The sequence below is a fragment of the Scandinavium sp. NPDC088450 genome (assembly GCF_044900545.1).
GTDB lineage: Bacteria > Pseudomonadota > Gammaproteobacteria > Enterobacterales > Enterobacteriaceae > Scandinavium.
In genome coordinates this window covers 111,812-125,641 of record NZ_JBJDNI010000011.1, presented here as the reverse complement: position 1 = coordinate 125,641, position 13,830 = coordinate 111,812, and the positions used below count along the sequence as shown (strand labels likewise).

Sequence of the window (13,830 nt, the reverse complement as noted above, 5' to 3'; positions counted from 1 at the left end):
TCGTCCAGACGTTGTTTTGGATGGCAGGATTATAAATGACATCATGGCATCGTGGCCGGGAAATACGTTTATTTTTAGATTTTGATTCGATATTTTACTGTGGTGTTTCTATTTTCGTTCAACGTCCATGGTTATAATTAAAGGTGTGTTTTTATATCTGAATGGGATATTTCCGATATTAAGCGTTTTTCCGCAGAATAGGGATCATTGACCTGAATAATTTCACGGTTATGCAGTGAGTCCTGATTGGCGAAGGAGAATAAAGCGCCTTTGTGGATGGCTACGCGGCCTTTTGCCGCCTTGGTAATGGCAACCTTGAGATCAATCAGCGCTTTGATAGCCTCTGCGGGCGCATCCGGGCCATAGGTAGTGCGTGTGTCGTAGTAACGGAAGGAATGAATATTCTCAAGGATCGGATGCAGTTCAGAATCAATCTGCTGAGCGTTGGAATCACGGGAATATTCGTCAAAAGGCGTCATGTATACCGGTTTGCGCAGCCACTCCTGTGATGTTTCTTTCAGGTTCTCCAGAATGGCTTTTCCGTCGAGATAGCCGGTAAAAATCAAATTCTCTTCGCTACAGCGCATCCCTAATAAGCTGAGAAAGTCAGCACGTACCGGATGGGCGGTGCGATCGTTGTGGAAGTAAAGTTCACCGTCTGTTTTCTGCGTTTGCGTGTTGCTGTATTTTTTATCGGCATAGACGTCATGAAAAAAATCGCCGTTATTACGCGTGCGATAAGCCAGCAGCGGTGAATCGGTCAACTGAGCGAACATTTCGAGCAAAGCTTCGCCGACAAAGGTCAGTTTTTTAGCATATTTGTCATTGACGGGATTGGTCTGGTCGAATTCCGGAATAATGGTGTCCAGCGGAACGTTTCTCAGCAAATGCGCGTTAATGTCTTGTTCTTTGCGCTCCTGCCTGACGCGCTCGCAGGCCTGAACAAAAAAAGTCGGGACCAGCCCATTTTCAATCAACCTGGCAATGGCCTGTTTGAAAAGTTTGTAATCACTGTACGGGCTTGTAGTAATGCTGCTGATAAGTTTTGATAGCTCATCTTTCTGAAGATCGTTAAACTCTAGTCGGGTGATCATAGTGTGATTGCCTTATGTACGCTCAAAACAGACGCTGCACCCTGAGAAAGTAAGGCGTCTTGTTTTGAGTCTTATGGATGTAATGGATTAAATTTTTCCTGTTTGTCTTGCATAAGCGAACAAGCCGCCAGCCGCGACAATATTCGCCAGTTCCCCTACCGGAGCGGTTTTCAGAACGCCATCCGGCACACTGACCTGATAGTTCTCTAAATCTATTTCAATCACATCACCGGTTTTCAGCGTGTGGATAGTGCTATCCTGGCTCAACGTCACCGGCATCAGCTGTCCGGTAGAAACGCAATTCCTGAAAAAAATACGGGCGAACGAGTGAGCCACCACGGCTTTAACGCCGGAAGCACCAAGAGCGACCACGGCATGTTCTCTTGAAGAGCCACAGCCGAAGTTTTTACCCGCCACAATAAAGTCGTACCCGGCCCGCTGGGTCTGCGGATCGATAAAGGCGGGCGCGCCTTCGGGTAAGCCACACATCGCAAGGGTAGCCAGCTCTTCACGGCCTTCTGCTGAAGCCGGATTTATCTTCAGGTATTCCGCCGTTAATATCTGGTCGGTATCAATATTGTCGCCTAATACATAAACTGTACCGCGCATCGGTTTATTTGTTGTCATGAGTTAAGTACCGTTCTGGATTGGTAATAAAGCCGGACACTGCTGCCGCGGCGACCGCGTAAGGGGAGGCCAAATAAATCATGGCGCCTTTGTGACCCATGCGGCCAACAAAGTTACGGTTGGTGGTGGAGATCACGCTAATGGGCTCCCGAACCCGCCCGAAGGTGTCCGCCGGACCGCCACAGCAGGCGGCGCAACCGGGTTCTGAGGATAACGTGACGCCCGCCTGGGTGAGGATCTCATACACGGAGCTGCCGTTGACCTGAGTGGTAATCAAATTATGGAAGACTTCTTTGGTCGCCGGTACTGCATAGGTCGGTATGGAGACTTTTCGCTGATAGAGGATCTGCGCCGCAGCAATAAAGTCTGCCGTTTTCCCACCGGTGCAGGAGCCAATATAGGCCTGGGAGATGGCGATATTTTCAAGATGGTCAATCGGCGTCACATTATCCGGTGAGTGCGGACGCGCCACCACGCTGGTTAATGCCGAGACGTCAATGGTAATGGTCCGGATATAGGCTGCATTGTCATCCGGAGTGACAACCTCAAAAGGAACGCGGGTTCTTGCATTCAGATAATCCAGGGTGGCCTGATTGGGCACCATAATGCCGTTTTTGGCCCCGCACTCCACCACCATATTACACATGGTCATGCGCTCTTCGACCGACAGTTCATCGATCACGCTACCGGAAAACTCAATCGCATTATAGGTGGCGCCTTCGACGCCGAGCTCTTTCATTAAGACTAAAATCAAATCTTTAGCCTGAACGCTTTGGGCTTTTTTCCCGATATAATTCACTTTAATGGTGGCAGGGACCATTAACGGTATTTCTCCCGTCCCCAATGCATATGCGCCGTCGGTGATCCCAACGCCAATAGCAAATGTGCCAAATGCCCCCGCCGTAACGGTATGTGAATCCGTACCTAATAAAACTTCGCCAGGGCGGGTGTGACCGCCTTCGGCCAGACCGATATGGCAGACACCTTTATAATCAGGTGTGCCAACGTCATAAAAGTGAGTAATATTTTGCTCTTTCGCAAATTCGCGCATAACTCTTATATTATGATTGGCCTGAGGATCAGCAGAATAAGTAAAGTGATCCGGAATCATGATAAATCTATCCGGGTTCCAGACCTTCGCAGATTCACCAAATTCTTGTTTAAATACGCTTGCTACTCCTGGCGTACAAGGGTCATGCGACATCAATACATTAACGTTCACAAATATAACTTCACCCGGCGAGACGCTTTTTCTGTTGCTCGCGTTGGCTAATATTTTTTCCGTTAAGGTCATTGCGTCAGGGATATTTTGCGATGAGTAAGTATTGGTGTTGTGTGTTGGCATTTAGGATCTCCACCCGGTTTCAATAATGAAATTACAACGTAAAGAACTGTCATCTTCAATGTGAATCAGAAAGAAGCCGCATTAGTTTCAGTATGTGTATTGATTGTTGCTTAGATGGAACTGTGAGCGTTGCGGGTGGAGTGCTTTACGTAAAATAATGCTGATATTCCGCTCACAATGATATAGAGCACGCAGAAGGTCAGCATCAGGTCGGTAAAGCTTTTCGTGATCAGGAGCCAGGCGCCATTGGCGAGTAAAAACGCGTTTGCCAGGCTAAAGTCGCGCTCCATCAAAGAGAATATTTGCATGCGTTCTGCGGCGGTGTTGGCGCTGAGATCCAGATTGGCCAACGTGACCGGGCGAATGGTTCCGGAGCCAAAGCCGAGCATCACCAGCGCAAGTAAGCTTGAAAAGAAGTAGTCGATCCCCTGGTCCGACAGCCATTCCCCGCTGGCAAATAAGCCAAGTGACACGGTCATAAAGAGGCTGGTGGCCGCCAGTAGCGTTGCGACGCCATAGCGGGTGATGACGCCTCCGGCAATGCGAATCGCCAGCCATGACGACAGCGTGAAGCAGCTGAGCACCGCACCAAAAAGCAGTGGGTCGACATTGATCATAATGAAATAGAAGGGGATAAAGCCAATAAACGGGGCGAGGGTGAACGCGCGAGAAACGGCATAGAACAGCATCCAGAAACGCTGATCGGCACGAATCATCAGGGTGGGTAAGGCGGCGGAGGGCTCGGCAGAAGACACCTCCTTCGGTGCGACAATCGGCAACACAAAGCCAGCCGCTATCACGCTCATCAGAATGGCGGCGATAAACGGCCACTGCGGGTTGTAGTCAAATAAAACGCTGCCGAGCGAGCCCGCTACGAGCGTGGCAATGAACATGCCACTCTGCGATGCCGTCTGGATCTGCATAAACTGTTGCTGATTTCCCGCAGTCAACTGGCGCAGCAGGGCGGCGTCCGTCGTCAACGCAAGGGTAAACCCTACGCCGCCAAGCAGCTGTGAAAGCACTAACAGAGGGAGACTGACTTCGCTTTGCCGGGTACTCCACAGCACCAGCCCGATGCCGAGCGCCTTGATGAACTCACCCAGCATCACCGTCTGCCGGGGAGAGTAATACCGCAGCAGCCGGGAGGTGATACTGCCGCTAAAGGTACTGGTTAAGCCGTACAGCGCCAGCAGGAAGATTATCCGGTACATCCCTATTTCCGCTGTCCAGAAATAGAGCAACAGCACGGGCAAATGGAAATAGCAGCGCGAAATAATACGGTAGCCCAGAAACAGGCGCTGGTTTGCGGTGCCCGTGGACAACCGGCAGGCGTTCATGGCGCAAGCATCGTGGCGATATCAATATCGCCTTTGCGCAGTGTCTGAACCTCTTCCCCCAGCAACGAAACAATGGTGCTTGAAATTGTCGTCAGCGGCTTCTGCGAGGCTGGCAGGATATACCCGACGCGCTCACCAAACGTTTCGCTGGCTGCTGTTAGGTCGATCAGTCCCTCTGATTCAACGCCCGAAAGATTGGCTGAGCTCATGCCTAAAGGGCGACCGAACAAAGCTATCACCTGGCGCAAAACGCTTTGCTGGTTGCAGACCAGCGAGACGGAATCCGTTTTCAGGTAAGGATTCACGGGCACTTTTTCCGAGGCCGGAACCACCAGATTTAATGCGCCCGGCATGGCGGCAATGAGCTTTTTCAGCGCAGAGGGGTGGCGGATTTTATCGATCTGAATGTAGTCCCACGCCTGCTCTGGATCTGCGACAAACAGGGTGAGCGGTTTTTCAGGGTCTCTTTTTTTGAGGTCATAGATTTTTTTGCAGGCCTCGACATTCCAGGGATCGACGGCTAACGCATAATTGGTGTCGGTCGGGACCAGCACGACTTCGCCACGCTTCAGGGCGGCAACGGTATTGTAGATATGCTCCATGGTTTTTCCTGTTTAAATGTTCACGGTTACGCTGCGACCCGCCAGGCAAAAGCTGGCCGGATCAGGGGTTTCTTTCCACTGAATTTCAATATGTGCCGTCAGGACTTTGACCGGAAGCTGACGCCTTGCAATTTCCGGCGGCGGCTGGACGTCTCTTTCACCTACCACGATACGACCACTGCCAGCGCGCAGAGTTTTGAGTGTGCCGCTCCACTGCTCGCGGGAAGAGGTGGTCAGATGCACGGTGACCTTCATGCCCGGATGTAACCTGTCCGCATCGGCTTCATCAAAGAATGCTTCCACCCAGCGGGTGCGGCAATCGAGGACCCGGACAATGGGGGAGCCTGGCTGCACGCTGGCGCCGTTTTCCTCGCCCACATCCCAGATGACGCCGTCCGAAAGGCTGCTTAACACCGCCTGTCGGCGCGAGTTGAGGAGTGTGGCAACCTCCTGAATGCTCTGTGTGGTCGCCTGCTGGCGGGCAATCAGCTGCAATCGCTCCTGCTTCATGCTCTCAATGGTGAGCGCCAGGTCGCGCTGGTTTTGCTGGGGGGCATCAAGCGTTCTTGGCCCTGTGAGCTGCAGGCCCGATTTCGCTGCACTCACGTCCAGTAAGCGTTGGTGCAGCTCTGCCGCTTTGGCCTGCTGGCTGGCCTGCATCACCTGAGTATCGCTTTTTCTCTGCTCGTACTCGATCCGGCTGATGACGTGCTGGCGGTATAAATCCTCATAGCTGCGAAACTGCTGTTTTGAAAAGGCTGCCTGAGCGGTGATGGCACTCAGCTCCTCTTTTAGCTGCATCCAGGTGGCCGCAGACTGTTTTTCGCCTAACTGCTGCTGAGTCTGACTTTCTGCAACGTACTGCCGCTGCTGGCCCTGGTAGACCTGCAGGCGGCGGTCAAGCCCGGAGATCTGCCTGTCGAGTCCAGCGAGCTCAATCTCCAGCGTATTTTTTTGCGCAATGAGCCCTGGGATCTGGTCATTGGCCTGAGTGGTCATGACGCTGCCCAGAGGCTGATGGGCCGTCACGACATGACCCGGTGCAACCTCATCAGCAAGCACCAGCTGCCCCGGCAGCGGCGAAAGCACGGTAGAGATCCGGCCATTAATGAAAGCCTCCTTACTGGAGACCCCCGACGCGCTGTAATAAAGGAGCAGCATGCTGCCCAGAAGGCCGACCGTCACGGCGATTTTAGTCTTCATAGGCAGGGCAGGAGCTCGCTTAAATGGGTTAATCACAGACTCACCGTTAGCGCTGGTAGAGTGTGATGACGCTGGCGGCCTGGAGCGTGTGCATCTGGATCAGAAAGCGGATCACGGCGTTGGGTAAATCGGCCGTTACGCCAAGATCTTCGCAGCTTAGCGCGTGGAGGGTGAAGATGTAGCGGTGGGGAATATCGCCTTCAGGAGGGCAGCACCCGCCATAACCCGGCTGGCCAAAATCAGAGCTGGCTTGTGTAAACCGAGCCTGAGCATCCGGATAGCCAGCGCCAGCCTTGAGTGCTGTGGTGTCGGCAGGAATGTTGAATGCCACCCAGTGCCAGAAACCACTTCCGGTCGGCGCATCCGGATCGTAGACAGTGAGCGCGAAACTTTTGGCCTGCTGTGGCGCATTTTCCCAGCTGAGTGCCGGGGAGAGATTGTCGCCATTTCCGCCAAATGCGTTGTACTCATTCTGCTTACTAAGGAATCCGTAGTCACTTAAGCCAGGAATGGATAATTTCATTGTATTTACCTCGGTTTGATCAGCGGCGGGTGCCGTCGTGTCGTTTTATTGGTAACCGATGAAAGGTGAAAGCGAAAACGGAATTCACAAACCCGGCGAATTACCCGGGAATAATGCATTATTGTTGCAACAGCGAAACAATATCGGGAATAACAGAGAGCGGATTGCGCGGTCAGTTTTTGGATGACATTCTTGCCCTCAATTGATGACACAAGCTTATTGCAGGGAGAATAAATGATGAATAAGAAAGTTAACTGGAATGGTGATGTTCAGCCTGAAGCCATTAATGTCTTAAGTGCAGAAGGCGGCATGATTGTTTGCCCGACAAAGGTCGGTTATATCATTATGACCTCCGATAAAGAGGGGCTGGAAAGAAAATTCGAAGCGAAGCAGCGTAACCGTAATAAGCCAGGGGTGGTATTATGTGGCAGCATGGAACAGCTGAGAGAACTGGCTGAGTTGAATCCGGAAATTGAAGCCTTTTACCAGTCGCACTGGGATGCAGATGTGCTTCTGGGCTGTATTTTACCGTGGCGTGAAGAGGCCATTAATAAATTGCCAGATAATGGACTGAAAGCGCTGATGATGGATGGTAGAAAAACCAGCTGCTTCGTCATTAAATTTGGTAAGCCGGGTGAAATGATTGCCAAAGAATTATGGGAAAAGCACCAAAAATACTCTTTTGCCAGCTCGGCGAATCCTTCAGGAAAAGGAAACCGAGGAATGGTGGAATTTATCGGCGAGCGGATTGAAGAGCGTGCGGATCTTATTATTTGCGCCAACGAGTATGTCAAATCCATTCAGCCTGATGAAAGCCTGGAAAGCCGTTATGAGCAGGGCGTGATGGTATCGATGGTTGACGGCGAAGGGAAGCTGGTGCCGGAGCAAGCCGGTAGCCGAAAAATTACCCCTTGCCCGGTGTTGATTCGTAAAGGCCTGGATGTGCATAAAATCGTCAATTTTATGTCTTCGCAGTTTAATACCTGGGACTACCGTCACGGCGATTATTACTAGTTAAGGCTCGATTGCAGCGAGAGCGTGGACCACGATGTCATTCACAGACAAAGCAGTTTCAGTATTGCAAAAAGGTGGGATCATCCTTGTCCCGACGGATACGCATTTTGCTCTGGCGGCCGATCCTTTCTGCCCGGATGCGGTGAGTAAGCTGATGTTATTGAAAACCTCGCTGTCGGTGAAAGACATCACGCTGTGCTTCTGCGATCTCACTGGGATCTGGGCGTGGGTAGAGGTCAGCCAGTGGCAAAGAAATAAAATTGAAGTCCTGAGCCGGGCCTTTTGGCCCGGTACGCTGAAAGTGCACTTGCAGAAAAGGCAGCAGGAAGCGGCATTACCCGGTGAGGGCAATACAGTCTCTGTGGTTTGCGTGAAAAATCACCAGATGCGAAACATCATCAGTCGGCTTGGCAGGCCGCTGATGGTTATCCCCGCAGGTGCTCAGCAGCATACAGGCGGATTGGTCAGCTTCACGATCGCCCGCGAAGATTTGGGTGATTGGGTGGATTTGGTGGTGCCTTCCAACAGCAAAAACCTGACCCGTCAGGCCACAACCCATATCTCTTTGCTGAATGACCAGGTCTCGATCCTCCGTCGTGGCGAACTGGATATCAGCGCGCTTCTTTAAGCTCAGCCCCGGAGATAAGCTGCTGAAGCTCATCGCTAAAGCGTTTAATACCCGAGGTCATCGTGTTTTTGGTTTTGGACAGCAGCCACACTTTATATTCGTCCATTTGCCAGCCGGGCAGAAGGCGAATCAGTTTTCCTGTCGCGATGCTTTCCCTGGCAACGTAATTCGGTAAATAGGCGATACCGAGGCCAGACAGCGCCATATTAATCAGCGCCACGCTATTGTTGCTGCGAAAACGGCTGTGAACATCCACACTGATTTTTTGTTTTTCTTTACGAAATGGCAGCGATACTGTTCTTGCCACTCCGCGGAACAAAATATAGTTGTGTGCGGGGAGATCGGCAGGCGACTGAATGGGGCGCATTCTGGCGACACACTCCGGCGTGGCATAAAGCCCCCATTGAATAGAGCAGAGAAACGTCGTGTGTTCATGCGTTGGGGTATCCTGAGCCACAAGGACCGAAAGATCATACGGACTCTCTTTGATTTCCACTTCTTTATCCGACAAGTCGAGATCGACATTCGCCATCATATTTCTTTCCAGATAGGCGTTTAATGCCGGGACGACATATTGTTTTCCAAAGGTTACCGGGGCGAGAATTTTAATTGTGCCAGTGGGTTCTTCATAATAATCGCGGACAAATCTTTCTGCCGCGCGCAGTTCATTTAATATTTTGAAGCAGTGCTGATAGTAGCTTAGGCCAAATTCAGTAATTTCTATTTTACGGGTTGTACGCTTGAGCAGCATTGCACCAATACGTTTTTCCAGCGTTGATATATCGCGACTGACAGAGGATTTAGACATCCCCAACGAGAGTGCTGCCTCGGTAAAACTCAGGGTTTCGACCACGCGTGCAAATACAACCATCGGAATTAAATTCTCGACTTTTTCCATTCTGCTATCCACTGTCTGCTGTGCGAAAACGCCATAATTAGTGGCAAAAGCCTTTGTTAACGTCAAGTGAAAATTTTTCCTGACGGCTATTTTCCGGCGAGATAATGGCGATGATGAAAAGGTGAACCGTTAACGTTTTAATCCTGCTTCTATTGGGCATGCCGTATTTTATTCAACCCTGTTGAAATACGGTGAGGTAAATTTTCAGGCACTAATCGTTAGAAAAATGGTTTTTTATGCTTAATTAATTGCGCAGCGGTGCGAATTAAAAATTTAAATCCGAACATTTCCCTCTAGCATAACGGCATGTACGAAATGTTACACAGAGGTTAACTGTGAGTGATGTGTTGGTTTCAGAAAGCGCCGTTCAGCGGCATTCCCCTATCCGGGAAGACGATCTGGCGGCAAGAATCGATGCGCTGCCAGCCAGCGGAGGGCTTTGGGGCTTCATTGTTTTGCTCTCCCTCGGGGGATTTTTTGAGCTCTACGATCTGTTTCAGACGGGCTATATCAGTACTGGCCTGATTGCGGAAGGGATTTTCCATACCGGCACTCAGGGGGTGTTTGGCATAGCCGATCAGGCGGCTTTTGCGTCAGCCACTTTTCTTGGCCTCTTTTTGGGCGCGAGCCTGCTTAGCCCGTATGCCGATCGTATTGGTCGACGGGTGACCTTTATGTACGCGCTGCTGTGGTATGGCGTTTTTTCTCTGGGGATGGCGTTTCAGCATCATGCGGAAGGGGTCATTTTCATGCGCTTTATGGTGGGGATTGGTCTTGGCGTGGAGCTGGTGACCATCGACACCTATCTGACTGAATGGGTGCCGGCTCATCTGCGTACCCGGGCTTTTGCTTTTGCCTTTTTCATCCAGTTTCTCTCTGTGCCCGCCGTTGCGCTGATGTCATGGTGGCTGGTACCGCAAACCATTCTGGGCCTTAGCGGCTGGCGATATGTCGTCATTATTGGGGCACTGGCTTCGTTAATTATCTGGCTGGTTCGTAAAGGGTTGCCGGAGTCGCCTCGTTGGTTATTGCAGCAGAGGCGCTTTGGGGATGTGCGCACGGTCATGCAGGCCATGGAAAAGCGCTGCGGTATGAGCGAGCAGCCTGATTTCCCGCTGCGAGAGAGCCCGTCAGCCACCCACCCGACGGCGCGAGGCCGGTTTAAGGATATCTGGTCAGTGCAGTATCGCGGCCGCACGCTGATGCTGGTTGTCATGAACTTCTTCCAGGCGATTGGCTTTTTTGGCTTTGGCAACTGGCTGCCTGCACTGCTGTCTGGCAAGGGCGCGTCGGTCACCCATAGCCTGCTGTATGCCTTTTTCATCACCCTGGCTTATCCGCTGGGGGCGCTGATCTGTAGCCGTTATGCAGACAGGATGGAAAATAAATGGCAGATTGTACTCTCCTGCCTGACTACCGTCGTCTTCGGCTCACTGTTCGCGCTCCAGAACAATCCTGTGTGGCTGATTCTCTGCGGGTTTTTCATTACCTGGTCCAATGCCTGGCTCACCTACAGCTATCACTCGTATCAGTCTGAGGTCTTCCCAACTCACATTCGGGCCAGGGCGGTCGGTTTTTGTTACTCCTTCAGCCGACTCTCAACGGTGTTCAGCAGCATCCTTATCGGCCTGATCCTGCAATACAGCGGCTCGGTGGGCGTGATTGCTTTTATCGTGGCCAGCATGGTTATTGTGATGCTGACCATCGGCATTTTTGGTCCTAAAACCCGGGGGATCGATCTCGAAAATATCTGATCGCAGAGGCTATGTTGCAGAGGGGAGACGTGCGCGGGTGTATCGAACAAAATTACAGGTATAATCTCCGCATTATCCAAACGATTCAGAGTAGAAAATGACAAAACTCACCCTACAAGAGCAGATGCTCAAAGCTGGCTTAGTGTCCAGCAAGAAAGTCGCCAAGGTTCAGCGCACGGCCAAAAAATCCCGCGTTCAGGCACGTGAAGCGCGCGAGGCGGTGGAAGAGAATAAGAAAGCCCAGCTTGAGCGTGACAAAGAGTTAAGCGAGCAGCAGAAGCAAGCGACATTAGCGAAAGAATACAAAGCTCAGGTGAAGCAACTGATTGAGATGAACCGCATCACTGTCGCCAGAGGCAATATTGATTTCAACTTTACCGACGGCACGCTGATCAAAAAAATCGTGGTCGATAAAGCGACCCAGACTCAGCTTATTAATGGTCGTCTGGCGATTGCACGCCTGCTTGTTGAAGGCAGCAGCGACGCTCAGTACGCCATCATTCCCGCAAGCGTCGCGGATAAAATCGCACAGCGAGATGCCAGCAGCATTGTGCTCAATAGCGCCCTGAGTCAGGAAGAGCAGGACGAAGACGATCCGTATGCAGACTTTAAAGTGCCAGACGATTTGATGTGGTAAACCGCGGCCAAAATGCCAGCCGTTCAGAACGGGCTGGCGTTTCTGGCATTGATCTTTTCGCCAGTGATGGGATGAACAAAGTTCAACGCGCTGGCATGCAGCATCAGCCGTGGTGCTTGCTCAGTACCCGGCAAATCAAGCCCGCCGTACAAATCGCAGCCTAAAATAGGATGGCCTAAATACTGACAGTGAATGCGCAGTTGATGTGTGCGCCCGGTTTCCGGTGTGAGCTGGACTCGCGTTAACGGCAGCAGTTTCCCGTCTTCCACCTCACGTGTAAAACGCTCAACGACCCGATAGTGGGAACGCGCGGGCTTGCCGTGAATTTCGCAAATCGACATCAGCGGAAACAGCGCCGGATCTTTGGCTATTGCCGCATCGATAATCCCTTCGTCCTCCGCCAGATGCCCACACAGCAGGGCGCTGTACTCTTTCGTCACGCTTCGATGACTGAACTGCTGGCAAAGTGCAGCATTGATGGCTTTATTGCGGGCCACCACCATCAGGCCGGAGGTGCCGAAATCAAGACGATGCACCAGCGTGCAGCCGGGGAATTGCTGGGCTAACCGATAATGCACCGAATCCAGATTCTGCGGGTTTTTCCCGGAAAGGCTAAGCAAACCGGTGGGTTTGTTTATCAGCAGCAGATGGTCGTCCTGCCACAGAATCTCGATTTCAGCGTGGCACGGCGGAGCAATAAAGGTATCGATAACGGTAGACATCAGGCCGCCCGGCAAAAGAGTGGAGGCGGATGATAACCAATTTCGGGCGAGGGTGAAAACAAAACGCCCAGGCTTTGCCTGGGCGTTACAGGATCAAGACTTCTTATCTTTCGGCCAGTCGTCGTCATCGTCCCACTTGTCGTTGAAATCACGATGCGGGGGAAGGTCTGGCTTGTTTGCCATGTACTTCTTCGGGTCGACGCGCTTGAGATCTTTGATAACGTTAAGAATAACGCCTAACAAAAACACCAGCACCAGGATCCACCAATATTTTGCCAGCCAGTCCATGCCTGATACCTCTTCAAATGAGGCCGCTTACGCGACCAGTTGTTCCATAATCCGCTGATACATCCGGGCCAGAAGTTGCAGGTCGGCGGCGTTCACGCATTCGTTGATTTTATGAATGGTGGCGTTGACCGGCCCCAGCTCCACAACCTGAGCACCCATTTGCGCGATAAAACGCCCGTCTGAGGTGCCGCCTGTGGTCAGCAGCTGCGGTTTAATTTCATTATAGTGCTCAATGGCATTCACCACCGCATCCACTAATTTACCGCGTGCGGTCAGGAAGGGTTGCCCGGAGACCCACCAGTCCACGCTGTAGCGCAGCTCATGTTTGTCGAGCAGGGCGATAACCTTCTGCTTGATGGCTTCGTCCGTCAGCTCGGTGCTGAAACGGAAGTTGAACTGAACAAACAGGTCGCCAGGGATAACGTTGTTGCTGCCGGTGCCTGCTTTGATATTGGCAATCTGCATGCTGGTCTGCGGGAAGAACTCGTTACCTTTGTCCCACTCGATGCCCACCAGTTCGTTAAGCATAGGCGCGGCGCGGTGAACCGGGTTATCGGCCAGATGCGGATAGGCCACATGGCCCTGCACGCCGTGAATGGTCAGGTTACAAGTCATCGAGCCACGACGACCGTTCTTGACGACATCGCCCACGACTTCTGTGCTGGAGGGTTCGCCGACGAGGCAATAATCCAGACGTTCGTTGCGCGCCATCAGCGCTTCTACCACTTTCACCGTGCCGTGGGTGGCACTGGCTTCTTCGTCAGACGTTATCAGGAACGCAAGACGGCCTTTATGGTTCGGATGCTGAGCAACAAAGCGTTCGGCAGCAACGACCATCGCCGCCAGTGAACCTTTCATATCCGCGGCGCCACGGCCAAACAGCATGCCGTCACGAATGGTCGGTTCGAAAGGAGGGTTAATCCAGCGATCGGCATCGCCCGGCGGCACCACGTCGGTGTGCCCGGCGAACGCGAGGGTTTCCCCTTTGCCGCGCCATGCCCAGAAATTTTGTGTATCGCCAAAATCCATGGCTTCAACGGTAAATCCAATCGCGCGCAGGCGCTCAATCATCAGCGCCTGGCAGCCCGCATCGTCGGGGCTCAGGGAAGGGCGGCGAATAAGCTGTTGAGCCAGCTCAATGACCGGGCATGACATACA

General features: G+C 52.0%; 15 protein-coding genes. 4 read left to right on the top strand and 11 right to left on the bottom strand.

The annotated features are described in order from the left end of the window. Positions 1-137: 137 nt before the first annotated feature. The 7 genes from ACI2I2_RS12415 to ACI2I2_RS12385 all read right to left on the bottom strand — a co-directional run bounded on the left by ACI2I2_RS12415 (position 138) and on the right by ACI2I2_RS12385 (position 6,731). Positions 138-1,094, bottom strand: a complete 957-nt coding sequence (locus tag ACI2I2_RS12415; RefSeq protein ID WP_404658178.1) for a taurine catabolism dioxygenase TauD — start codon at positions 1,092-1,094, stop codon at positions 138-140. Positions 1,095-1,181: 87 nt separating this feature from the next. Next, positions 1,182-1,721 (bottom strand): 3-isopropylmalate dehydratase, encoded by a 540-nt coding sequence (locus ACI2I2_RS12410; RefSeq protein ID WP_404658177.1) that lies wholly within the window; start codon positions 1,719-1,721, stop codon positions 1,182-1,184. After that, positions 1,708-3,066 carry an aconitase/3-isopropylmalate dehydratase large subunit family protein gene (locus ACI2I2_RS12405; protein ID WP_404658176.1) on the bottom strand — a complete coding sequence of 453 codons (1,359 nt, stop codon included), beginning with the start codon at positions 3,064-3,066 and terminating at the stop codon, positions 1,708-1,710. Before ACI2I2_RS12405 ends, ACI2I2_RS12410 begins: the two co-directional genes overlap by 14 nt. 110 nt (positions 3,067-3,176) lie before the next feature. After that, the gene (locus ACI2I2_RS12400) at positions 3,177-4,403 is read right to left on the bottom strand and encodes an MFS transporter (RefSeq protein WP_404658175.1); all 1,227 of its coding nucleotides are present in this window, start codon (positions 4,401-4,403) and stop codon (positions 3,177-3,179) included. Continuing rightward, entirely contained in the window at positions 4,400-5,005 is a 606-nt protein-coding gene (locus ACI2I2_RS12395) for an L-threonylcarbamoyladenylate synthase (protein WP_404658174.1), read from the bottom strand. The genes ACI2I2_RS12400 and ACI2I2_RS12395 overlap by 4 nt, the downstream gene beginning before the upstream one ends. A 12-nt stretch (positions 5,006-5,017) precedes the next feature. Beyond that, entirely contained in the window at positions 5,018-6,208 is a 1,191-nt protein-coding gene (locus ACI2I2_RS12390) for an HlyD family secretion protein (RefSeq protein WP_404658173.1), read from the bottom strand. A gap of 46 nt (positions 6,209-6,254) precedes the next feature. Beyond that, a complete protein-coding gene (locus ACI2I2_RS12385; RefSeq protein WP_404658172.1) occupies positions 6,255-6,731 on the bottom strand; it encodes a YbhB/YbcL family Raf kinase inhibitor-like protein in 477 nt (158 codons plus the stop codon). A 234-nt stretch (positions 6,732-6,965) separates the two neighbouring features. On the opposite strand from ACI2I2_RS12385, the gene ACI2I2_RS12380 reads away from it, so the two are divergent. Together ACI2I2_RS12380 and ACI2I2_RS12375 are read left to right on the top strand one after the other, a co-directional pair. Continuing rightward, positions 6,966-7,745: an L-threonylcarbamoyladenylate synthase gene (locus tag ACI2I2_RS12380; protein WP_404658171.1), complete on the top strand. Its 780-nt coding sequence runs from the start codon at positions 6,966-6,968 to the stop codon at positions 7,743-7,745. Positions 7,746-7,779: 34 nt separating this feature from the next. After that, positions 7,780-8,373, top strand: coding sequence for an L-threonylcarbamoyladenylate synthase (locus ACI2I2_RS12375; RefSeq protein WP_404658170.1), 594 nt, complete (start codon positions 7,780-7,782; stop codon positions 8,371-8,373). Here ACI2I2_RS12375 and ACI2I2_RS12370 read toward each other — a convergent pair. After that, entirely contained in the window at positions 8,357-9,271 is a 915-nt protein-coding gene (locus ACI2I2_RS12370; RefSeq protein ID WP_404658169.1) for a LysR family transcriptional regulator, read from the bottom strand. The two genes, ACI2I2_RS12375 and ACI2I2_RS12370, sit on opposite strands and share 17 nt — an antisense overlap. Before the next feature lie 344 nt (positions 9,272-9,615). Here ACI2I2_RS12370 and ACI2I2_RS12365 point away from each other — a divergent pair, with 344 nt between their 5' ends. Together ACI2I2_RS12365 and ACI2I2_RS12360 are read left to right on the top strand one after the other, a co-directional pair. After that, the gene (locus ACI2I2_RS12365; protein ID WP_404658190.1) at positions 9,616-11,025 is read left to right on the top strand and encodes an MFS transporter; all 1,410 of its coding nucleotides are present in this window, start codon (positions 9,616-9,618) and stop codon (positions 11,023-11,025) included. Between the two features lie 97 nt (positions 11,026-11,122). Beyond that, a complete protein-coding gene (locus ACI2I2_RS12360) occupies positions 11,123-11,662 on the top strand; it encodes a DUF2058 domain-containing protein (RefSeq protein ID WP_330982981.1) in 540 nt (179 codons plus the stop codon). A gap of 23 nt (positions 11,663-11,685) precedes the next feature. Here the strand turns inward: ACI2I2_RS12360 and ACI2I2_RS12355 are convergent, their stop codons facing one another. From ACI2I2_RS12355 to dapE, 3 genes are all read right to left on the bottom strand, one after another. Then, on the bottom strand, positions 11,686-12,384 hold the full coding sequence (locus tag ACI2I2_RS12355; RefSeq protein ID WP_404658168.1) for an RluA family pseudouridine synthase: 699 nt from the start codon (positions 12,382-12,384) through the stop codon (positions 11,686-11,688). Positions 12,385-12,477: 93 nt separating this feature from the next. Then, entirely contained in the window at positions 12,478-12,672 is a 195-nt protein-coding gene (locus ACI2I2_RS12350; RefSeq protein WP_330982979.1) for a YpfN family protein, read from the bottom strand. A gap of 27 nt (positions 12,673-12,699) precedes the next feature. After that, positions 12,700-13,827: a succinyl-diaminopimelate desuccinylase gene (gene dapE, locus ACI2I2_RS12345; protein ID WP_404658167.1), complete on the bottom strand. Its 1,128-nt coding sequence runs from the start codon at positions 13,825-13,827 to the stop codon at positions 12,700-12,702. Positions 13,828-13,830 lie beyond the last annotated feature (3 nt).